The sequence below is a fragment of the Streptomyces sp. NPDC012510 genome, from assembly GCF_042955065.1.
Classification (GTDB): Bacteria; Actinomycetota; Actinomycetes; order Streptomycetales; family Streptomycetaceae; genus Streptomyces.
In genome coordinates, this window is the sequence record NZ_JBIBEN010000015.1 from 1 (window position 1) to 21,498 (window position 21,498).

The following is a 21,498-nucleotide window of genomic DNA, read 5'->3' on the forward strand; positions in this document are numbered from 1 at the left end:
CCGATCCACAGGCCCAGGATGTCCCGGTGTCCCTCGGCGGTGACGGCCACCGCCATGCAGACAGGCCGGTTGGCGACCTGCCCGTCCCTGACCTTCACGTTCACGCAGTCGATGAAGACGACCGGGTAGACGCTGTCCAGGGGACGGTTCTGCCATTCGCTCATGCCGGCCATCACGCTGTCGGTGATCGTGGAGATCGTGGACTTGGAGATCTCCGCGCCGTAGACCTCGGCGAGATGCGCGGAGATCTCCCCGTGCGTGAGCCCTTTCACCGACAGCGACAGGACCATCTCGTCCACCCCGCCCAGACGCCGCTGCCGCTTCTTGACCAGCTGCGGCTCGAACGACCCGGCCCGGTCCCGCGGCACCGCGATCTCGACCGGCCCCGACTCGGTGATCACCGTCTTGGAGCGGTGTCCGTTGCGGTAGTTCTCCCGGCCGCCCTCGGCCCGCTCACCGGGCTCGTGGCCCAGATGATCGGTGAGTTCGCCTTCCAGCGCGGACTCCAACACCCGCTTCGTCAGCTGCTGCAGCAGGCCGCCCTCCCCGGTGAGCTTCACCCCACCGGCCTGGGCCCGGGCCACCAGCTCGGCGACCAGCCCGTCATCCACGGCGCCCGCCCCACTCACAGCGGCCTTCCCGGCCTCGGTGTCACTCGTCACGTCAGTCATCAACTGTCGCTTCCAGCTCGGGAGTTACACCACTCACCGTACAGACCCGGCGCGACTCCGGTACTCGTTCACAATTCCGGCGGATGCCCGACGAACCTCCAGTCCGGGAATAGTGCCGCTGCTTCACGAGGGACGAGAGTCCATAATGGACCCGAATGGGGAGAGCATTTGGACTCCCTTGGATATTCGCGCGGTCATCAAATCTCGCCGGGCAATATTCCAGACGGCTTTACTGCGGATGGATTCCCCGTGGAGCTCAAGCCGAATACCAAGAGTGGCATCAAGGCTGGTACTCGACAGTTGCGACGCTACATGAATGAAATGGGTGTCGATTACGGTGAGCTGTGGACGTATCGTGACACGCCCGATGGGATAGTGTTCGACCTCGTAAGGGTGCCCAGCGGGTCTCGCAGATGGACGAAGTGGTGATGTTGGATGGCTGCTAAGTCGCTGACCGCACCGGCTGTGTTGCGTGCAGCCATGGAGCTCGGCGTTGTCCCTTCCGAGGCTGAGGTGTCGCGGCGGGGTGAAGTGCGGTGGGAGTCAGAGGATCTGGCGTACCTCGGGTGGATCTCCAAGGACGCTGCGGGCATGCTGGCCTGGCACATGAACGTGGGGGACGCCAAGTTCGGCTCAGCTCTGGAGAAGTACGGGCGTATGTCTGTACCGATTCGTAGCTCAAGTAACGAGATGCCGTGGCCTCAGGCGGTAGACAGCTTGGTGGAGGAGTTTCTTCGGGAAGGGCTGGGGCGAGCGGCTCAGTTCGTAGCTGATCGCACCGACTTGTGTGTGCTGCTTTCTTCTCCCGACGATGTAAAGCGGGGCAATCTCTATGCCTGGCTTCCCGTGGCCAACTATCCAGCTCGTCTCGTACAGGCGCTGGTGTTGGCACGTGATATTGGCGCCCCCGACTTGGAGTCCAAAATTCAGGGGCAGCTGAAGCAAGGGCCGATTCGCTTGTCGAACGGAAGGTCTATGGACATTCTGGCGTCGGCCAAAGGGTGGGCGAGTCGATATTCGAGCGCGCTAGGACTCGACATCCCGATCTGAGCGATCATAAAGAGGTGCGACCTTATGGTTTCCCTCTATGAGTTGCGTCCCGCATGAAATAGGGGCCCCGCCGAATAGATCATTCGGCGGGGCCCCTATGGCGTTTGACGGCAACGCTGACGGCAACGTCAGCGGACGACGGCTGCGGAGGGCGGGTCGTCGGGGTCGTTGTCCGTCGAGCTGAGGGCGTTGCCGAGGGTGTCGATGGCTTGGCGTTGGAGGCGGAGTCGGACGTGGGCGTAGACGCCGGCGGTGACGCCGATGTGGGCGTGGCCGAGGAGTTCCTTGATCACGACGAGGTCGACCCCCTGTTCCAGGAGCAGGGTCGCAGTCGAGTGTCGAAGGTCGTGGAAGCGGATGCGACGGAGTCCGGCCCGGCCGAGGAAGCCGCGGAAGCGGCGGGTGAGGTTAGCCGGGTCGAGAGGCCGTCCTGTGGGTGTGGTGAAGACGAGGCTGTCGCCTCTCCAGTCCGGCCCTGCGGTCTCGCGCTCCTTGTCCTGCCGCTCCTTGTGTTCCTTGAGGGAGTGGAGGCATTCGGTCGGGAGGGCGATGCGGCGCTCGGACGCTCGGGTCTTCGTGGGCAGGTGAGTGAGGCCGCCGGTGCGGGTGCGCTGGAGCGTGCGGCGGATGCTGGCCGTTCCGGAGTTGAGGTCGAGGTCTTCCCAGTGGAGGCCGAGGAGTTCGCCTTTGCGGAGTCCGGTGCGCAGGGCGAGTTCGTACAGCCCATGCATCCGGTCAGTGCGGGCCACGTCGAGGAACTTGCGGGCCTCTGCCGCAGTGAGTGGCCGGAAGCGCCTCGGCTGGTGCGTGGTGGTCTTGACGTTGCGGGCGACGTTGCGGGGCAGCTCGTCTTCGCGGACGGCGTGTTCCAGTGCCGACTTGAGGACCGAGTGCACGTAGGTCACGGTCGAGGGGGACAGCCGCTTCTGGCAGCACTGGCCAGCTGTGCAGCATTTCTTCCGTTTGGTGTCGAGTCCCTGGGTGCAGCACTGACAGGTGGTGCGGAGGCGGTCGAGGAAGGTGCGGACGTCCTTGGCTGTCAGCCGTGCGACCTTCTTGGTGCCGAGGCCGGGGATGAGGTGGAGGCGGACGCAGGTGGCGTAGCGGGTGTGGGTGTTCTCGCGGAGCCGGTGGACGGCGACGCTGCCGAGCCAGTAGGTGAGGTAGTCGCTCACGGCGCTGTCGGCGGTGGCGACGGGGAGTCCGCGGTTGCTGTCGGCGATCTTCTCGGCGAGTTTGTCGGCCGCCTTTCTGCGGGTGGTGCTGTAGACGCGGACGCGTTTGCTGGTGCCGTCGGCGGCGAGGACGTAGCCGGCGGCTTCCCAGCGGCCGTCCTTGCGCTGGTAGATGGTGCCTTCGCCGTTGGCGCGGGCTGTCTTGCGCTTGGGGGCGGTCATCGGGCGGCCTCTTCCAGGTGGCGCTGGACGTAGTCGTCCAGGGCGTGGGTGGGGATGCGGCGGGCGCGGCCGATGGTCAGCGAGGCCAGGCGGCGGGTGCGCATCAGGTCGTAGAGGGCGGAGCGGCCGATCTTGAGGCGGGCCATCGCTTCGGGGACGGTGAGGAGTTCGTCGTCATGCACGAGTGGTCACCGCCGGTTCGCGCGTTGGGGCGCCGCCGATGAGGGCGGCGAGGCGTTCGAGGTCGAGGGTGAGGCCGGTGCCGTTGTAGGCCCAGTGGGCGATGACGAGGGTGGTCGGGGAGGGCGGAGGGGTGTGGCGGCGGTGCCATGCGGCGCGGGCGTTGCGGAGGGTGCCGAGGGTGGTGGAGTAGGTGCGGGTCTTGGTGGAGAAGTGGCTGCGGAAGCCGAGCATGTGGGCCCACTTGCGCAGGTTCAGGTGCTTGAGGTCGTCGCGGGCGCCGAGGGCCCAGGCGGTGCGGATCATGCGGGCGGCGTGCTCGGGCACGGACTCGAACCAGAGTTCGGTGATCTTCTTCAGCCGGTGGTCGAGGGTGCCGGTCGCGGCTTCGGTGCCCTTGGTGGCGTACTTGGCGACGTATCCCGCGACCTTGCCCTCGGTGATCGCGGTCCCGCCCTTGAAGGCCGTGGATCGGATGATCCTGGTGTCGGTCTGCTCGCCGAAGGCGAAGGAGTGGGTGCGGCCGTTGATCTCCGGCCCGTCGACGTGGGCGCGGTTGGCCGCGGTCCGGATGGCATCGGCGAGGAGTTCGGGGGTGGCCCATGCGGGTGGTGGGGTGTAGGGGCCTGCGGGGCCGTCGAGGCGGATCACGGCGTGGAAGTGGATCAGTCCGCGCTGTTGGTACTCGGCGACCTTGGCGTATGAGACCCGGACGAACATGGAGAGCAGGCGCTGCGGGAGTCCGGCTGCGGCGGCGATGGTGCGGCGCAGGTGGAGCATGAAGCGGGCCCACAGGGCGGGGGCGTGGGCGTTCCACAGCACGGCGCCCGTGTAGTCGTACCGCTCGGGGTCGAGCGGTGTGCCGAGGAGCGTGTCGCCCTTGGTGTGGGGGCGTCCGCAGCGGCAGCGGGCGGAGCCTCCGGTGCGTCGTCCGTGGACCGGTCCGTACGACGGGGCGGTGAGCGTGGCGAAGACGCGGGGGTGGGTGGCGATCTGGTCGGGGGTGTTCTTGCCGCCGCGTAGGCCGGCGGCGATGAGGTGGTAGGTGTCCTGGCGGTAGAGCTCGGCGCAGGAGGGGCAGCGGCTGGTACGGCGGTTGCCGCAACGCACCAGGAGGTGCCCGGCGGGCAGTTCCTTGGACTTCAGTTCGCGCAGGATCTCGCCGGTGAAGGCGTCGATCTCGGTGCGATGGCCTTCGAGCCGGATCGGCTGGGCACAGCCGCCGAGTGAGGACAGTTGTCGGACGAGACCCGGCAGGTTCCGGTATCCGGTGAATGACGGCTGTATGGCCGTGGCCGGTTCGGGGCGGGGGATTGTGGCGGTGGGGTTGTGCGGTGGCATGCTGGCGGGACCTCTCTGCGCTGCGGCACATGCGTGTGCCGTGGATGGATGGGGAGGAAAGGCCCCGGCAGGGGCGAGGGTTTGGCGACTACACGCCCTTGCCGGGGATCACTGCGGTACGGAAGCGGTCCGGAGCGGGGCGGGCCCGCTCGGGCGGCTGGCCGGTGCTGGTCACGCGGCTTTGTCCAGGTCGACGTGGGCGGGCAGGTCGCGGACCTTCAGCCCTTCGGTGCACATGAGGTCGTTGATCTGCCAGCAGGCTTCGGTAGGCAGGTAGACCGAGCGCAGCCGGACGGGGGTGCGCATGTCGCCGACGGAGGCGATGGAGACGCCCTGGGGCATGGTGCGGTCGGCGGCGGTGATGTCGAGGTCCCGGCCGTCGGGGAAGAGGTGCAGGAAGTCCTCGACGGTGTCGACGCGGTGGCAGATCCGGGCGGACAGGTTGGTGCGTACGGCGGTGGTGAGCACGTCGGCGGAGGGCTTCTGGGTGAGCAGCCACAGCCGTACGCCGAACTTGGCGCCCTGGCTGGCGATGGCCAGCAGCTCGGTCTCGAAGCGTTCGCGGGCCTTGCGGTCGGGGTGGCGGGTGTAGTTCGCCACCTCGTCGATCACCACGAGCAGCAGCGGCAGTTCCGGGCTGAAGTCCGTGATGCGGTCGGTGCGACGGGACCAGAACAGCTGCTCCCGGCGCTGCATCTCCTCGCGCACCCAGCGCAGGATCTCGGTCGGTTCGTCGGGGTGGATGGCGTCGGAGACCTTGTGGGCGGTACGCCACCAGGGGGCGACGGCGCCGAGGTTGGGGTCGATCACGATCAGGCGCACGTCCCGCATCAGTGAGGCGTAGGCGAGCAGGGTGTTGACGGTGATCGATTTCCCGGAGCGGGTGGCGCCGGCGATGAGGGCGTGGGCGGAGTAGGCGAGGTTGAGCACGACGGGGGTGCCGGGCGCCGAAGAGCTCGAGTCGGGATTGGAGCGTGCTCTCGCGATTCTGCAGGGGAATCCTGGAAGATTCCTTCTCCGATTCCTGGCGCGATCGTGATGTCTTTATGAGATTCTCCGGAGCGTGAGTCTGTAGCCCTGCAGTGCGTGAGCGGGTAAGTCGCGAACACAAAGATGAAGCCCCGTCAGGTGCGTCCTGGCGGGGCTTCAGCGATGGGTGACGGCAGTAGTTGACGGCAACGTCAGTGGACGGTGGCTCCGCACGGCGGCGGGTTGTCGCCGTCGTCGTCGCGGGTCGACTCGTCGCTGGCGGGGCCGTCAAGGGCGGTGCTGAGGGTGTCGATGGCGTCGCGCTGGAGGCGGAGCCTTACGTGGACGGTGGCGGTGACGCCGATGTGGGCGTGGCCGAGAGTTCCTTGATGACGACGAGTTCGGCGCCCTGGTCCAGGAGCAGGGTGGCGGTGGAGTGACGGAGGTCGTGGCGCCGAGTGGATCGACTGGCGAGTTGCAGGCGGCGGGCGCATTCGAGCAGGCCGACGCCCTGGTCGAGGAGGTCGTGGATGTGGTGCCGGCGGTTGAGGGTGGTCTGTGCGCGGGGCCCGTCGTAGATGGGCGCGTCCAGTACGGTGGCCCAGCAGGTGCTGTGCGCCTTCACTTCGTTGAGGGCGGCTTCGCACATGGCGTGAGCAGTTGCTGATCCACAGTTGCTGAGCGTCCTCACCCAGCCTCCAGGGCATGCCCCGGAGCGTGCCACCTGGCTGCGTGCCACCTGGCTGCAGGCAGAGCCGTGACGCACGGTGTACGTGGTCGGTCGGCAGATCGGATTCATCGACCTGGCCCGACTCGCCTTGTCCCGCATGGCCATGACGGCGGCCCGTCGAGCGACCCCGGACAAGTCGCGATCGAGCGATGGGACAGGGCTCGGTTGATGGCCGACGGGGCACGCCACGACCGGGGCGTGGCCCTGGTGCGGCAGGCACTGCGGGACCTCGACGACGACGGTGACCGCGCAACACGTGCCGTGCGCGGTGCGCCGCACCTGAAAGGGGCGATCCTGTCCAGCCGGAGCGGAGACACGTCCGGCGCGGACGCATGGCTTGAAGCCGCTGGAGAGATCGCTGAGCAGACCGGGGAAACGCGGGACTACGGGCTGGTGTTCGGCCCGATCAACGTGGTCATCCGTGCCATGTCGGCGTCCAGCGACCGGGACAGGCACGCCCGCGCGCTTGAGAAGGCCAGGGATGTGAACCTGCCCGAGGACCACCCCATGGCGCGGGCCGGTCACTAAAACTTCTTTGGGTCCCCCGCCAGTCTCCGCAGCACCACCCCGCACCTCCGCGCATACGCGTGCTGCAACCCCCGTGTCGCTGCGCCGCCCGCCCGTGCGTACCACTTCGCGCCGCGGCTGAAGGCGGTCACCGTCAGCCAGACCGTGCCGTCGCCCGTGCGGTCGACGATGAAGGCCTCCTCGCCGCATTCCGGGTGGCCGGGGAGCGTGCCGTAGGCCCAGCCCTTGCGACGGGGTTCGTCCACCGTCCAGACGACGCGGCAGGGGGCCTTGATGACGCCGCCGAGGGTGACCGTCACGTCGACGCCGGGGGCGGCCGCGGCGGCGTCGGTCCGGATGCCGACGCCCATGGCGCGGTGCATCTCCCAGGTGAGGACCGCGTCGGCGGCGCGGTGGAAGACGTCCACGCCCTCGCCTATCCGGGTGCGGACGTGGAGGGGGTTGAAGCCGGGTGGGCAGTGGCCCTCCCGGGTCGCGCCCACCTCGTCGTAGGTGAAGGGGCCCTCGGGGAGGGGGCCGTCGGTTCGGGGCATGGGGCACAGCGTAGAGCGGCACCCGGAGTCGCCTTCTCTCCGGGTACCGCCCGAGCTGCCCATGGCCTAGGCCGAGGTCACGCCTTGACGTTGACCGCCGCCCACGCCGCGTTCACCGCCGCGTACTCCGCGCTGCTGGAGCCGTAGAGGGAGGAGGCGGCGTTCAGGGTCGCCGTGCGGGCGCCCTTGTAGTTGGTCGTCGACGTCATGTACGTCGTGAGCGCCTTGTACCAGATCTGGATCGCCTTGTCGCGGCCGATGCCCGTGATCGTGGCGCCGTTGGAGGTGGGGGAGTTGTAGCTGACGCCGTTGATCGTCTTCGCGCCGCTGCCCTCGGCGAGGAGGAAGAAGAAGTGGTTGGCCGGGCCCGAGGAGTAGTGGACGTCCATGCTCCCGAGCGACGAGGACCAGTAGTTGGCCGACGAGCCGTCCTTGCTGGGCTGGTCCATGTAGCGCAGCGGGGTGCCGTTGCCGCGGATGTCGATCTTCTCACCGATGAGGTAGTCGCCCGGGTCCTTGGCGTTGGCGGCGTAGAACTCGACGCCCGTGGCGATGATGTCGGAGGTGGCCTCGTTGAGGCCGCCGGACTCGCCGGAGTACCGCAGGCCGGCCGTGTTGGAGGTCAGGCCGTGGGTCATCTCGTGGCCGGCGACGTCCAGGGACGTCAGCGGCTTGAGGTTGCCCGCGCCGTCGCCGTACGTCATGCAGAAGCAGCTGTCGGACCAGAAGGCGTTGCCGAAGGCGTTGCCGTAGTGGACACGGGAGTACGCCGCGACGCCGTTGTTCCTGATGCCGTTGCGGCCGAGGACGTTCTTGTAGAAGTCCCAGGTGACCTGGGCGCCGTAGTGGGCGTCCACGGCGGCGTTCTGGTCGGTGGAGGAGCTGGTGACGGTGCCGGTGCCCCACTTGTCGTCGGCGTCGGTGAAGAGGGTGCCGGCCGAGGAGGAGGTGGCGCGGGCCTTGTTGTACGTCTTGTGGCCGCCGCGGGTGGCGTCGCTGAGCTGGTACGTCGAGCCCGAGAGCGTCGTGCCGATGGTGACCGAGCCGTTGTACTGGCTGTTGCCCGAACCGGTCTGGATGGCCTCCCACTCGTACAGCTTCTCGCCGGTCTCCGCGTCGGTGACGACGTGCAGCTCCTGCGGGGTGCCGTCGTGCTGGAAGCCGCCGACGACCGTCTCGTAGGCGAGGGCGGGCTTGCCGTCGGCCGCCCAGACGACCTTGCGGGGGGCCTTGTCCGCCTCGGTTCTGGTGGAGCCCTCGGCCTTGGCGGCCTTCAGGGCCTGCTTCTCGGCGGTGGCCTTGGTGACGTCCGCCGTGAGGTCGGAGACCTTGACGGAGGCGCTGGTGGCCTTGGTGACGCTGCTGATGTCGCCGGCCTTGGACTCGTGGACGACGAGGTCGCCGCCGAGGACCGGGAGGCCGCCGTAGGTGCGCTCGTAGCGGGTGTGGACCGTGCCGTCCGCGTCCTTGAGGACATCGCGGACGACCAGTTCCTCCTTGGCGCCCAGGCCTATCTCGTCGGCGGTGTCGGCCGTGGCGGCGTCCGCCTTCTTGATGAGGGCCGTGCGCGCGGCGGGCGTCAGCAGGACCGGGGAGCCGGCCGGCTGGGCCTTGTCCGCGACGGGCGCGGGCTGGGCGGTGGCGCCGGAGGTCAGTCCGGTGGTGAGCAGCGCGCCGGCGGCGACGGCGGTCGCGATGGCGAGCGTGGTGCGCTTGTGACGCGCGTAGAGGGGAGTCACGCAAGCTCCTTATGTGGGGGAGTGCTTCGGTGCTGGTGCTGGTTGTGGTGCTGGTGCGGCGGGTGGGGGAAGAGTGACACCTAAGTCGTGTGCATGTCAGGAGGGGTTCGTGATGTTGGCCGAAAGTCAACAGTCCGGTGGTTGTTCCGGGAACATGAACGGGCGCCGCCCCGGTGGGAGTTGACCCACCGGGACGACGCCTGTGGAGAGATGTTCGCGAGGGTGCCTGCGAGGGAGCCCGTGGGGTGCCTACGAGGTGCTGACGAGGCGCCCACGAGGTCCGTGCGAGGGTGGCCTACGGGAACGTCAGCTTCCAGCTGTTGATGTACCCCGTGTCCCGTGCCGCGTTGTCCTGGACCCTCAACTGCCATACCCCGTTGGCCACTTCGGAGGAGGCGTTCACGGTGTACGTGGTGTTGATGTTGTCCGCGCTGCCTCCGGTGCCGTACGCCTTCATCGTGTACGCCGTGCCGTCGGGGGCGACCAACTGGACCTGGAGGTCACCGATGTAGGTGTGGACGACGTCCACAGCGACCGCGAGGTTCGAGGGGGCGTTCCCGGTCCGGCCGGAGACCGTGATCGAGGACGTCACCGCCGCGCCGTTGTCCGGAATCGCTACGTCGGCCGTGCTCTCGAACGACGTACCGCCGCCTCCGCCACCGCCGGGCCGCGAGCCGACGTTCACGCCCGCCCACGCGCTCTGTACCGCCGCGTACTCGGCGGACGTCGTGCCGTACAGCTCACCGGCGACCGCGAGGGTGCCGGTGCGGGCACCCGCGTAGTTGGTCGTCGACGTGAACTTCGTGGTGAGCGCCTTGAACCAGATCTGCTCCGCCTTGGCCCGGCCGATGCCCGTCACCGGGAGGCCGTCCGATGTGGGCGAGTTGTAGCTGACGCCGTTGATGGTCTTGGCGCCGCTGCCCTCGGAGAGGAGGTAGAAGAAGTGGTTGGCCGGACCCGAGGAGTAGTGCACGTCGACGGAGCCGATGCCCGAGTACCACGCGTCCTTGGACGAGCCGTCCTTGCTCGGCTTGTCCATGTAACGCAGCGGCGTGCCGTCGCCGTTGATGTTGATCTCCTCGCCGATGAGGTAGTCACCGACGTCGGAGGAGTTCGCCGCGTAGAACTCGACCGTCGAGCCGAAGATGTCCGAGGTGGCCTCGTTCAGGCCGCCGGACTCGCCCGAGTACCGCAGGCCGGCCGTGTTCGAGGTGAGCCCGTGGGTCATCTCGTGGGCGGCCACGTCGATCGAGGTGAGCGGGTTGGCGTTGCCTGAGCCGTCGCCGTACGTCATGCAGAAGCAGGTGTCCTGCCAGAAAGCGTTGACGTAGTTGTTGCCGTAGTGGACGCGCGAGTAGGCGCCGACGCCGTCACCGCGGATGCCGTTGCGGCCGTGCACGTTCTTGTAGTAGTCCCAGGTCAGCGCCGCGCCGTAGTGGGCGTCGGCGCCGGCCGACTCCAGGTTCGACGGGGTGCCGTTGCCCCACACGTCGTCGGGGCCGGAGAACAGGGTCCCGGTGCCGGAGGTGCCGCGGTTGAGGTTGTACGTCTTGTGGTTGCCGCGCGCGCCGTCGGTGAGGTTGTACGTCGAACCGGACTGCGTGGTGCCGAGGGTGACCTGGCCGCTGTAGACCGTGTTGCCGGTGCCGGTCTCGACCGCCTCCCACTCGTACAGCTTCTCGCCGGTGGTGGCGTCGGTGATGACGTGCAGCTCCTGGGGGGTGCCGTCGTGCTGGAAGCCGCCGACGACCGTCTCGTAGGCGAGGACGGGCGTGCCGCTCGCGACCCAGACGACCTTGCGCGGAGCGCGGTTGATGTCCGGGCTCTTGGCGTCCTCGGCCTTCGCGGCGCCGAGAGCCTGCTTCTCGGCCTTGGCCTTGGTGACGGTCGGAGTGAGCGAGGGGACCTGGATCTTCGCCTTGGTGGCCTTGACGATGCCCTCGGTCTCGCCCGCCTTCGACGTCTTGACGACCAGGTCGCCGCCGAGGACCGGGATGCCCGCGTACGTCCGCTCGTACCGGGTGTGCACGGTGCCGTCGCGGTCCTTGACCACGTCACGGACGACGAGCTTCTCCTTGGCGCCGAGGTTCAGTTCCTCGGCCGTCGCCGCCTTCGCGGCGTCGGCCTCACGGATCAGCTCGGCCCGCTGGGCGGGGCTGAGCTTCACCGAGATCGCGCCCGGGTCGGCCTTGCCCGCAGCCGACGGTGCCTTCTCCGGGGCGGCGGTGGCGGCGCCCGACTGGACGGCCGCGGCCAACAGGGCGGTGACGGCGACGAGTGCGCCGGCTGCCGCGCGCCGCTGGGCGGAGCGCGAACGGGTGGTGCCGGTGTGGGAGGTGCGTCTGTGGGACTGGCGTCTCAACACTGACTCCTTCTGCGTGGCCGGGGTTCACCGGCCAGGGGAGACCGGACGGCTGGTGGCCGCCCGGGCAGAACAAGGTGTGCACTGACGAACGCGAAAACCACATGCGTGAAGGATGCTTCGCGGCCCAGCCGAGGTGCTGTGGCGGAGCTTGTGAGCTTGAGCTTGTGAGCTTGCTGTGCCGCGGTTGTGGGCAGAGTGGCAGGAGACCGTAGGGTCTGTCAGGACCGCGTCAACAAGTTGGCCGGAAACGGTCCGTTGGCCGGTTGGTCAAGTTCGGTATGCGGACTACGCGCTCCGGATCCTGTTCCAGATCTGCCGCATCGCCTCGTCGGCTGTCAGGCCGGTCAGCCCTTCGGCGAGGGGCGCGTGGTCGTCGCAGAACCACACGGCGTTCTCAGGATGCCCCTCCCAGTCGTCCGGCTCGACGGTCTGCCGGAAATACACCAAGGTGAACCTCTCGCTCTTCCTGTCACCACGCGGGGGATACAGGCAGAAGAGGCACATCGGGGGCTTCACGCGACGGGGTTCCTCGTTCTCTCAGACGGTTGTCGGGTCATCATGTCGGACCACTCAGGTGGGCGTCTTCCCTTCCCCGTGCCACCGCTGCCACAGCGCCGCGTAGGCGCCGCCCGCCGTCACCAGCTCCTCGTGCGTGCCGAGTTCGGTCAACAGGCCGTCCTCCATCACCGCCACACGGTCCGCGTCGTGGGCGGTGTGCAGACGGTGGGCGATGGCGATGACGGTGCGGCCTTCGAGCACGGCGGCGAGGGCGCGTTCGGTGTGGCGGGCGGTGGTGGGGTCGAGGAGGGCCGTGGCCTCGTCGAGGATGAGGGTGTGGGGGTCGGCCAGGACGACGCGGGCGAGGGCGAGCTGCTGGGCCTGGGGGCCGTCCGTGCGGCGACCGCCCTCGCCGAGGCGGGTGTCGAGGCCGTCGGGCAGGTCGCGCACCCAGGTGTCGGCGCCGACGGCGCTCAGCGCGGCCCACAGGTCGCCGTCCGTGGCGGCGGGTTCGGCGATGAGGAGGTTGTCGCGGACCGTGCCCAGGAAGACATGGTGCTCCTGGGTGACCAGGACGACCTGGCGGCGCAGGCGTTCGGGGCCGAGACCGACGACGGGGACCCCGCCGACCGTCACCGTGCCCGAGGTCGGCGCGTCGATGCCGGCCAGGAGTCTGCTCAGCGTCGTCTTGCCGGCGCCCGACGGGCCGACCACCGCCAGCCGTTCGCCGGGGCGGACCGTCAGGTCCACGCCGCGCAGCACCTCGCCGCCCCGGTCGTAGGCGTAACGGACACCGGTCACGTCGATACGGTCGTCCGCCGGTTCCGGGGAGTCCGCGGAATCCGCGCGCGGGGCCCCGGCCAGGCCCTCGACACGGGCGAACGACGCGCCGCTGCTCTGCAGCAGCTCGACCCGCATCAGGATCTCGTCCAACGGGCCGCTCAGTTGCTGGAGGTAGAGAGCCGCCGACACGACCGCTCCCAGGCTGACCGAGCCGCGCGCGAGCAGCACTCCGCCGACCAGCAGGACCAGCACCTGGGGCACGAAGTACGAGACCTCCACGCCCGGGAAGAACACCGTGCGCAGGAACAGGGTGTGGAACCGTCGCCGCCGGGACACCTCCAGCCCGTCCCGGCTCGCGGTGATCCGCCGCCGCTCCAGCCGTAGCGCCTCGACCGTACGGGCACCGGACGCGGTCGCCGCGACGATCTCGGCGACCTCGGAGTTGGCCGCGCCCTCCGCGAGATACCCCGTGCGCGCCCGGCGCAGATACCAGCGCAGGACGACCAGGATGCCGGTCAGACCGGAGAGCGCGCACACGCCGAGCAGCGGGTCCAGCGCGAACACCGCGCCGATCAGGAACAGGGCCTGCACCGAGCTGATGAGCAGTTCCGGGCCGGAATCGCGCAGCGTCCTGCCGACGGCGTCCACGTCGGCCGTGCCGCGCGCCGTCAGATCACCGGTGCCGGCCCGCTCCACGACCGACGCGGGCAGCGCCAGCGTCCGGTCCACGAACTCCTCGCGCACCCGCGCCAGCGTCCGCTCCCCGAACCGGTGCCCGACATAACGGGCCCAGCGCGCCAGAAGCAACTGCGCCACCGCGCACGCCAGGAGCGTCGCCGCCAGCCGGTCCACCGTGCCGACGCCCGACCCGCCGCGCACCTCGTCGATGATCCGCCCCAGCAGCCACGGTCCGGTCAGCCCCATCGCGGCCGCCGCCGCGTTCAGGCCCAGCACCGCGAGGAAGGCCCGCCCGTCGGCCCGCACCAGCCGCACCGTGGCCCGCCGCACGGCGGCCGCCTCGGCGACGGGCAGCCGGCCGGAGGGGAGGGGAGCGGGGGCGGTGGGTCCCGTGGTCACCGTACGACCTCCTCGGTGGCGATGTCGTCCCTGCCGTCGATGTCGTCCTCGGCCTCTCCCGCGTCCCGTGCCACCAGCGTCCGGTACCCCGGCTCCGTCGCGAGCAGGCGGCGGTGGGTGCCGCCGGCGACGACCTTGCCGTCGACCAGGTGGAGGACGGTGTCCGCGTGGTCCAGGACGAGGGGGGAGGTGGTGGTCACGACGGTCGTACGGCCCTCGCGGGCGGCCCGTAGCCGCTGGGCGACCCGCGCCTCGGTGTGGGCGTCGAGCGCCGAGGTGGGCTCGACGGCGAGCAGGACCTCGGGGTCGGCCACCAGCGCCCGCGCCAGCCGAACGCGTTGCCGCTGACCGCCGGAGAGGTTGCGGCCCTGCGCGTCGATCGCCGAGTCGAGGCCGTCCGTCAGACCCTGCACGATGTCCTCGGCCACGGCCGCGCGCAACGCCCGCGCGGCCACCGTGTCGTCGACGTCACCGTGACCGCCGAGCAGGTCCCGCAGCCGTCCCGCGAACAGGTCGGCCTCGTGATCGGCGACCAGGATCCGCGCCCGGACCTGCGCGAGCGGGATCTCGTCGAGCGGGGTGCCGCCCCAGGTCACCGCCGTCGGAGCGTACCGGCCGAGCCGGTCCACCACGGCCGTGGCCTCGGCCGGCCGCTCGGCGGCCAGTGCCACCAGCCGGCCGGGCGGAATCCGCACGCCGGACTCCGGGTCGTGCAGTGCGGACGGTTCGGCGGGCGCGTCCGTCGTGCCGTTGTCCGGCAGCGGCTCCAGGGTCAGGAACCGGATGACGCGCCGCGCGGCCACCACTCCGCGACTGAGTTCGTACCCCCAGTCGACGAGGTACGACACCGGCCGCACCAGCACGGTGACGTACCCGTACACCGACACCAACTCCCCTGCCGTGATCGCCCCTTGGGCGGCGAGCCGGGCCGCCAGCCAGGTCACCACGGCGAGGAACAGCGTCGGCAGCCCCACGCCGAGCGCCTGCATCCAACTCGTCACCGCCCCGACCCGGTACCCCTGCCGCCGCAGCCGCTGGGAGTCCCGGTGGAACGCGTCGGCGACCAGTCCCTTGCCGCCCAGCCCGTTGAGGACGCGCAGTCCGCCCGCGAGGTCCGCGATCCGCGCGGTGAGCACACCCTGCCGCTCCCGGTACTCCGTCTCCGTGCCCTGCAGCCGCCGCAGCAACGGGCCCACGACGACGGCCATCAGCGGCATCCCCAGCAGCACGACCGCCGCGATGGGCAGCGAGACCGACATGAGCAGTCCGGCGACCACCAGATACGCGGCGACCGCGCCGACCCCGGGCCCGAGGACCGTCAGGGACGAGGAGATCGTGTTGACGTCGCCCACACCGATCGTGACGACCTCCCCCGCTCCGACGCGGCGCCGCAGCGCCGCCCCCAGCCGGACCGCGTGCGCCATCACGACCTTCACCGTGCGGAAGTTGGCGTCCATCCTTACGCGGGTCATCGTGCGATGGCGCATGATGCTCAGCCACGCGTTGAACGCGCCCACGCCGAAGAGCGCCGCCGTCCAGCCGGCCAGGGCCTGGTAGTCGCCGGGTTCGAGGCCTTCGTCGATGGCGCGGGAGAGGAGGTACGGGGTCGCCGCGAGCAGCACCATCCAGACGCAGGAGATCAGGGAGCCCATCGCGGAGCGGCCCGCCTGTTGTCTGACCAGCCACCACAGGTAACGCCCGCCGCCACGACAGTCCGGCGTGCCGGGGTCCTCGTACGCGTTGATCATCGGCCCCTGATTCTCGTGTGGGACGGGTGGTGTCGTGGATGCGGGTGGGCGAGTGAGTGGGTGCGTGGGCGAGTGAGTGGGTGGGTGGGTGGGGTCCGGTCGCACGGGTTGCCCCTAGGCCAGGCTGTCCCGCCACGCCCGGTGCAGGTCCGAGAAGCGGCCCTTGCCCTCGATCAGGTCGGCCGGTCTGCCGTCCTCCACGATGCGGCCGTGTTCCATCACCAGGACCCGGTCGGCGATCTCGACCGTCGACAGGCGGTGGGCGATCACCACGGCCGTGCGCCCGCGCAGGACCGTCGACATGGCACGCTGGACCGCCCGTTCCCCGGGGATGTCGAGGGAGCTGGTCGCCTCGTCCAGGATGAGGACCGCCGGGTCGGCCAGCAACGCCCGTGCGAACGCCACGAGTTGGCGCTGGCCGGCGGAGATACGGCCACCGCGCTTGCGTACGTCGGTGTCGTAGCCGTCGGGCAGGGCGCTGATGAAGTCGTGGGCGCCGATGGCCTTGGCGGCGTGCTCGATCTCCTCGCGGGTCGCGTCGGGCCGGCCGATGGCGATGTTCTCGGCGACCGTGCCGGAGAACAGGAACGACTCCTGCGTCACCATGATCACCCCGCGCCGCAGCTCGGGCACCGCGAGGTCTCGCAGGTCGACGCCGTCGAGGAGGACCCGCCCGGACGAGGGGTCGTAGAAGCGGGCCACCAGCTTGGCGAGGGTCGACTTGCCGGCGCCGGTGGAACCGACCACCGCCACCGTGCTGCCCGCCGCGAGGGTGAGGTCGAAGCGGGGCAGGACCTCGCCGCCCGTGCGGTACGCGAACCGTACGTCCTCGAACACGACCTCGCGGCCCGGGAATTCGGAGGTCGCGGCAGGCAGCTCCTTCGGCTCGGTGGGCTCCGGGACGGACGGGGCCTGGGCCAGCAGGCCCGCGATCTTCTCCAGCGAGGCCGCCGCCGACTGGTACGAGTTGAGGAACATGCCGAGCCGGTCGATCGGGTCGTACAGCCGCCGCAGATACAGCACCGCCGCCGCCAGCACACCCAGCGCCAGCGACTCCGACGCCACCCGGTAGGCGCCCCACAGCACGATCGCCGCCACCGTGACGTTGGCGACCACCCGGGAGCAGACCACATAGCGGGCCATCTCCAGGATGGCGTCACCGTTCTTGCGCTCGTGGTGCCGGTTGAGCGCCTGGAACCGCGCGTCGTTCGCGGCCTCCCGGCGGAACGCGCGCACCGGCCGGATGCCGTTCATCGTCTCCGCGAACTTCACGATCACCGCGGCGATCGCGGTGGACCGGGCCGTGTACACGCTCGCCGCGCGCCGCTGGTACGTCCGCACGAACCCGTACAGCGGCACGAACGACGCCAGCGCCGCCGCGCCCAGCCCGAGGTCCAGCCAGAGCAGCATCGCCGAGATGTAGACGAAGGCGAGGATCACGCCGATGAGTTCCTGCAGCCCCTCGTCGAGCAGTTCGCGCAGCGACTCCACGTCCGTGGTGGAACGGGAGATGAGGCGACCCGAGGTGTACCGCTCGTGGAAGTCGAGGCTCAGCGCCTGCGCGTGCCGGAAGATCCGTCCGCGAAGGTCCAGCAGCACGTCCTGGTTCACGCGCGCGGACGCCCCGATGAACGCGCACTGCAGCCCGCCGGCCAGCAGCGCGCACAGCAGATAGCCGACCGCCACCGCGACCAGCGGCCCGTGCCGGCCGTCCCGCAGCGCGGGTACGGCCCTGTCGATGGCGTACGCCACCAGCAGCGGGCCCGCCTGCACCGCCGCCTGCTGGAGCAGGAGCAGCACACTCGCCACGATCACCCGGGCCCTCATCGGCGCGAGCAGGGAGCGCAGCAGCGCGAGGGTGGCGCCGGGAGAGAGGGGAGGTCGTCGTGGTCGAACGGGTCGTCGGACGCTTCGTGCGCGGGGGCGGGCCGGTCGCCGCCGGGTGGCTTCTCCAACGACACGGCCTTGCCGGACTCCTTGCCCGGCCGGTCGTCCGGCTGCTCGTTCGGCTGCTCGTTCGGCTGCTCGTTCGGCCCCTTGTCGGGTTCCTTGTCCGGCTCCTTGTCCGGCTCCTTGTTCGGCGCGGCGGTCATGGGCGCCGTCATCGCTCGTCCTCCTCGGTCCCGGACATCAGATGGGCGTACTCCGCGTGCGTGCGCAGCAGTTCGTGGTGGGTGCCGACCGCGGCGATCCGGCCGCCGGAGAGCAGGGCCACACGGTCGGCGAGCAGCACCGTCGACGGGCGGTGCGCCACGATCAGCGCGGTCGTCTCCGCGAGCACGCGACGCAGCGCTGCCTCCACCGCGGCCTCCGTGTGCACGTCCAGGGCCGACAGCGGGTCGTCCAGCACGAGGAAGCGGGGGCGGCCGACCACCGCCCGCGCGAGCGCCAGGCGCTGCCGCTGGCCGCCGGAGAGGCTGAGGCCCTGCTCGCCGACCTCGGTGGCGGTGCCCTGGGGGAGCGCGTGCGTGAACTCCGCCTGCGCGATGGCGAGGGCGCGGTTCAGCTCGGCCTCGCCCGCGTCCGGGTGCGCGCCCATGAGGACGTTCTCTCCCACGGTCGCCGAGAAGAGGGTGGGTTCCTCGAAGGCGACGGCGACCAGGGCACGCAGCGATTCCCGGGGCATCTCGGTGATGTCGTGACCGTCCAGCGTGATGCGGCCGGAGGTGACCTCGTGGAGGCGGGGGACGAGGGCGGTGAGCGTCGTCTTGCCGGAACCGGTGGCGCCGACCAGGGCCATCGACTCGCCGGGGCGGATGTGCAGGTCGATGTGGTCGAGGGTGGGTGTGGTGCCGGGGGCCGCGTCGGGGTAGCGGAAGGTGACGTCGTGGAACCGGAGGCCGCCGCCCGCGTCACTCGGCTCAGCTGCGGCCGGTCGTGCCGCCGGGGCGATGGGGGTGCCGCCGTTCGAGCGAGGCTCGGTCCTGTGGGACTCCGGCTGCTCGTCCATCACCTCGAAATACCGCTCCGTCGCCGTCGCCGCCTCCTGGCTCATCGCCAGCAGGAAGCCGATCGAGTCGACGGGCCAGCGGAGCGCGAGGGCGATGGAGAGAAAGGCGACCAGCGTGCCGGCGGACAGTGCGCCGTCCGCCACCTGGACCACGCCGAGGATCAGGGCAGCGCCGATCGCCAGCTCCGGGAGGGTCACGATGACGCCCCAGATCACGGACAGCAGACGGGCCTTGCGCAGCTCGGTGCCGCGCAGGGTCCGGGACAGCTCACGGAAGGCCCGCGCCTGGCTGCGGTGGCGGCCGAACCCCTTGATGATGCGGATCCCGAGGACGCTCTCCTCGACGACCGTGGTCAGATCGCCGACCTGGTCCTGGGCGAGGCGCGCGACCTTCGCGTACTTCTTCTCGAAGACCACACAGGTGACCATCACGGGGACGGCCGGCCCGAGAATGACCAGCCCGAGCGTCCAGTCCTGCACCAGCATGATGATGACGCCGACCACGATGGTCACCGCGTTGACCAGCAAGAACGTCAGCGGGAAGGCCAGGAACATCCGCAGCAGCATCAGGTCGGTCGTGGCTCGCGAGAGCAGCTGGCCGGAGGCCCAGCGGTCGTGGAAGGAGACCGGCAGGCGTTGCAGATGCCGGTAGAGATCCGCGCGCATCGACGCCTCGACCCCGGCGAGGGGCCGGGCCACCAGCCACCGCCGCAACCCGAACAGCAGTGCCTCGGCGAGGCCGAGCAGCAACAGGTAGAGCGCCCCGAGCCATACGCCCGCCGGGTCACGGTCGGCGACCGGCCCGTCCACCATCCACTTCAGGACGAGCGGGATGACCAGCCCCACGCACGAGGCGATGATCGCGATGAACGCGGCGACGGACAGCCGCGCCCGCACGGGCCGCACATACGGCCACAGCCGCAGCAGCGAGCGTACGGCGGACCGCCCCTGGGGCTGCTCCGGCGCCGGGGCCGGCTCCCGCTCCGCGGCCTGCTCGGGTTCCTGGGGCTGTTCGGGTTCCTCGGCGGTTGCACGTGTCGTGGCCATCAGCAGCGAGCCTACGGATCGCCACTGACAACGCCCACCGAGTTTTGGCCGGACCGCGCTCGGCCGTCGGTCCTACGACCTGCGCGGGCGTGGGGGCTTCTACCTGGCCGGTCGTGGGGTCGTAGCGAGACATCAACCGATCGGCTGATGTCCGTTCGAGCGCGATGGCCGATGCGGTCGCACGCGCTCCGCCGGGATCCTCGACACATGCCACACACATCGTCCACATCCGTCATCGAGGTCACCGACCTGCGCAAGGCCTACGGTGGCCGGAACGTCGTCGACGGCGTCTCCTTCACCGTCGAGGAGGGCGAGATCTTCGGGATCCTCGGCCCGAACGGCGCGGGCAAGACCACCACCGTCGAATGCGTCGAAGGGCTGCGGGTGCCCGACGCCGGCCGGGTCCGTGTCGCCGGGCTCGACCCGGTCGCCGAGCACGAGGCCACCCGACAGGTACTCGGCGCGCAGCTCCAGGAGAGCGAACTCCAGCCCAAGCTCACCGTGCACGAGGCGCTGGAGCTGTACGCCGCCTTCTACCCGAACCCCCTCGACTGGCGGCCCCTCGCCGAACGCCTCGGTCTGACCGCCAAGCTCACCACCCGCTTCGCCGAACTCTCCGGCGGCCAGAAGCAGCGGTTGTTCATCGCGCTCGCGCTCATCGGAAACCCCCGGATCGTCGTCCTGGACGAGCTGACCACCGGCCTGGACCCGCGTGCCCGCCGGGACACCTGGGAGCTGATCGAGGACATCCGCGCGGGCGGTGTGACCGTCCTCCTCGTCACGCACTTCATGGAGGAGGCGCAGCGGCTCTGCGACCGGATCGCCGTGATCGACCAGGGGCGGATCGCCGCCCTGGACACCCCGGCCGGCCTCATCCGCCGCTCGGCGGGCGCCACCGTCATCAGCTTCACGCCCTCCGCCCCGCTGGACGAAACTGACCTCAACGCGCTGCCCGCGCTCGCGGCGATCGAGCACAAGGACGGCCGTGTCACCCTCTCCGGCACCGACGAGACCGTGAACGCCGTCCTCACCCTCCTCGCCCGCACCCACATCACCGCCCACCAACTCCGCGTCACCGATGCCACGTTGGACGACGCGTTCCTCGACCTCACCGAGACCAAGGAGGCAGCGGCATGAGCAGCGCACTCGTCAACTCCGCCGTACTGAAGAGCGAGGCCCGCCTCTTCCGCCGGGAACCCGGCAGTCTCTTCTGGATGTTGGCGTTCCCGACCATCCTGCTCGCGATCCTCGGCTCGATCCCGTCCTTCCGTGAGGCCGACCCGGCCTTCGGCGGGCTGCGCCTCATCGACGGCTACGTCCCGGTGAGCGTGCTGCTCGGCCTGATCGTCGGCGGTGTGCAGGCGATGCCGCAGACCCTCACCGGCTACCGCGAACGCGGTGTCCTGCGCCGGATGTCCACGACCCCGGTCCGGCCCGCCGCCCTGCTCTCCGCACAGACGATCCTGTACGGCGGGGCCGCCCTGGTGTCGGCGCTGCTCGCCCTCGCGGTCGGTCGGCTCGCCTTCGACGTACGACTGCCCGAGCAGCCCTTCGGCTACGGCGTGGCCCTGCTCCTGGCCGTCCTGGTGGCCCTCGCCCTGGGCGCGGTGATCTCCGCCCTGTCCCGCACCGCGAAGATCTCGGCGGCGATCGGCTCCGCCGTGTTCTTCCCGGCGATGTTCTGCGCGGGCGTGTATCTGCCGGTGCAGGCCATGCCCGACGCCCTGGCCCGGTCCGTCGGCTTCACCCCGTTCGGCGCGGCCGCGCAGGCCCTCAACGAGGCGGCGGCCGGGGCCTGGCCAGGCTGGGACCACCTGACCGTCCTCGTGGCCTGGACGGTGCTGCTCACGGCCGCCGCCTCGCGCTGGTTCCGCTGGGAGTAGGCAAGACGC

17 protein-coding genes and 2 pseudogenes are annotated in these 21,498 nt (G+C 70.2%); 5 read left to right on the forward strand and 14 right to left on the reverse strand.

Features of this window, described 5'->3' with window-relative positions; translation table 11 throughout:
* A partial coding sequence (locus tag ACFY9I_RS26210; RefSeq protein ID WP_391005630.1) for a transposase occupies nt 1–671 on the reverse strand: 671 nt, incomplete at its 3' end.
* 249 nt (nt 672–920) lie between these two features.
* Between ACFY9I_RS26210 and ACFY9I_RS26215 the strand changes: the two genes are divergently transcribed.
* Both ACFY9I_RS26215 and ACFY9I_RS26220 read left to right on the forward strand, forming a co-directional pair.
* Nucleotides 921–1,100, forward strand: a complete 180-nt coding sequence (locus tag ACFY9I_RS26215) for a hypothetical protein (RefSeq protein ID WP_391006097.1) — start codon at nt 921–923, stop codon at nt 1,098–1,100.
* A gap of 6 nt (nt 1,101–1,106) precedes the next feature.
* Nucleotides 1,107–1,721, forward strand: coding sequence for a hypothetical protein (locus ACFY9I_RS26220; RefSeq protein ID WP_391005632.1), 615 nt, complete (start codon nt 1,107–1,109; stop codon nt 1,719–1,721).
* A 128-nt stretch (nt 1,722–1,849) separates the two neighbouring features.
* Here ACFY9I_RS26220 and ACFY9I_RS26225 read toward each other — a convergent pair whose 3' ends face one another.
* From ACFY9I_RS26225 to ACFY9I_RS26245, 5 genes and pseudogenes are all read right to left on the reverse strand, one after another.
* Nucleotides 1,850–3,118 carry a tyrosine-type recombinase/integrase gene (locus tag ACFY9I_RS26225; RefSeq protein WP_391005634.1) on the reverse strand — a complete coding sequence of 423 codons (1,269 nt, stop codon included), beginning with the start codon at nt 3,116–3,118 and terminating at the stop codon, nt 1,850–1,852.
* Nucleotides 3,115–3,300 (reverse strand): helix-turn-helix domain-containing protein, encoded by a 186-nt coding sequence (locus ACFY9I_RS26230; RefSeq protein ID WP_391005636.1) that lies wholly within the window; start codon nt 3,298–3,300, stop codon nt 3,115–3,117. Before ACFY9I_RS26230 ends, ACFY9I_RS26225 begins: the two co-directional genes overlap by 4 nt.
* A complete protein-coding gene (locus ACFY9I_RS26235; protein ID WP_391005638.1) occupies nt 3,293–4,639 on the reverse strand; it encodes a replication initiator in 1,347 nt (448 codons plus the stop codon). Before ACFY9I_RS26235 ends, ACFY9I_RS26230 begins: the two co-directional genes overlap by 8 nt.
* Before the next feature lie 171 nt (nt 4,640–4,810).
* The gene (locus tag ACFY9I_RS26240; protein WP_391005640.1) at nt 4,811–5,569 is read right to left on the reverse strand and encodes an FtsK/SpoIIIE domain-containing protein; all 759 of its coding nucleotides are present in this window, start codon (nt 5,567–5,569) and stop codon (nt 4,811–4,813) included.
* A gap of 251 nt (nt 5,570–5,820) precedes the next feature.
* Nucleotides 5,821–6,263 (reverse strand): annotated as a pseudogene (locus tag ACFY9I_RS26245) (tyrosine-type recombinase/integrase); the annotation flags it as partial.
* A gap of 273 nt (nt 6,264–6,536) precedes the next feature.
* Between ACFY9I_RS26245 and ACFY9I_RS26250 the strand changes: the two are divergent.
* On the forward strand, nt 6,537–6,866 hold the full coding sequence (locus tag ACFY9I_RS26250; protein ID WP_391005642.1) for a hypothetical protein: 330 nt from the start codon (nt 6,537–6,539) through the stop codon (nt 6,864–6,866).
* Here ACFY9I_RS26250 and ACFY9I_RS26255 read toward each other — a convergent pair.
* The 8 genes and pseudogenes from ACFY9I_RS26255 to ACFY9I_RS26290 all read right to left on the reverse strand — a co-directional run bounded on the left by ACFY9I_RS26255 (nt 6,863) and on the right by ACFY9I_RS26290 (nt 19,606).
* Nucleotides 6,863–7,399, reverse strand: a complete 537-nt coding sequence (locus ACFY9I_RS26255; RefSeq protein ID WP_391005644.1) for a DUF1990 family protein — start codon at nt 7,397–7,399, stop codon at nt 6,863–6,865. The two genes, ACFY9I_RS26250 and ACFY9I_RS26255, sit on opposite strands and share 4 nt — an antisense overlap.
* Nucleotides 7,400–7,476: 77 nt before the next feature.
* On the reverse strand, nt 7,477–9,138 hold the full coding sequence (locus ACFY9I_RS26260; protein ID WP_391005645.1) for a M4 family metallopeptidase: 1,662 nt from the start codon (nt 9,136–9,138) through the stop codon (nt 7,477–7,479).
* A gap of 295 nt (nt 9,139–9,433) precedes the next feature.
* Nucleotides 9,434–11,503 carry a M4 family metallopeptidase gene (locus ACFY9I_RS26265; RefSeq protein ID WP_391005646.1) on the reverse strand — a complete coding sequence of 690 codons (2,070 nt, stop codon included), beginning with the start codon at nt 11,501–11,503 and terminating at the stop codon, nt 9,434–9,436.
* A gap of 285 nt (nt 11,504–11,788) precedes the next feature.
* Nucleotides 11,789–12,019 (reverse strand): hypothetical protein, encoded by a 231-nt coding sequence (locus ACFY9I_RS26270; protein WP_391005648.1) that lies wholly within the window; start codon nt 12,017–12,019, stop codon nt 11,789–11,791.
* A gap of 54 nt (nt 12,020–12,073) precedes the next feature.
* Nucleotides 12,074–13,861 carry an ABC transporter transmembrane domain-containing protein gene (locus ACFY9I_RS26275; RefSeq protein WP_391005650.1) on the reverse strand — a complete coding sequence of 596 codons (1,788 nt, stop codon included), beginning with the start codon at nt 13,859–13,861 and terminating at the stop codon, nt 12,074–12,076.
* Nucleotides 13,858–15,609 (reverse strand): ABC transporter transmembrane domain-containing protein, encoded by a 1,752-nt coding sequence (locus ACFY9I_RS26280; RefSeq protein WP_391005652.1) that lies wholly within the window; start codon nt 15,607–15,609, stop codon nt 13,858–13,860. The genes ACFY9I_RS26275 and ACFY9I_RS26280 overlap by 4 nt, the downstream gene beginning before the upstream one ends.
* Before the next feature lie 114 nt (nt 15,610–15,723).
* A pseudogene (locus ACFY9I_RS26285) lies at nt 15,724–17,714 on the reverse strand (ATP-binding cassette domain-containing protein).
* Complete coding sequence (locus ACFY9I_RS26290) at nt 17,711–19,606, reverse strand: ABC transporter transmembrane domain-containing protein (RefSeq protein ID WP_391005654.1); 1,896 nt, start codon at nt 19,604–19,606, stop codon at nt 17,711–17,713. The pseudogene ACFY9I_RS26285 and the gene ACFY9I_RS26290 overlap by 4 nt, the downstream one beginning before the upstream one ends.
* 207 nt (nt 19,607–19,813) lie before the next feature.
* Here ACFY9I_RS26290 and ACFY9I_RS26295 point away from each other — a divergent pair, with 207 nt between their 5' ends.
* Nucleotides 19,814–20,743 carry an ATP-binding cassette domain-containing protein gene (locus tag ACFY9I_RS26295; RefSeq protein ID WP_391005656.1) on the forward strand — a complete coding sequence of 310 codons (930 nt, stop codon included), beginning with the start codon at nt 19,814–19,816 and terminating at the stop codon, nt 20,741–20,743.
* Entirely contained in the window at nt 20,740–21,489 is a 750-nt protein-coding gene (locus tag ACFY9I_RS26300; protein ID WP_391005658.1) for an ABC transporter permease, read from the forward strand. The genes ACFY9I_RS26295 and ACFY9I_RS26300 overlap by 4 nt, the downstream gene beginning before the upstream one ends.
* Nucleotides 21,490–21,498: the final 9 nt, after the last annotated feature.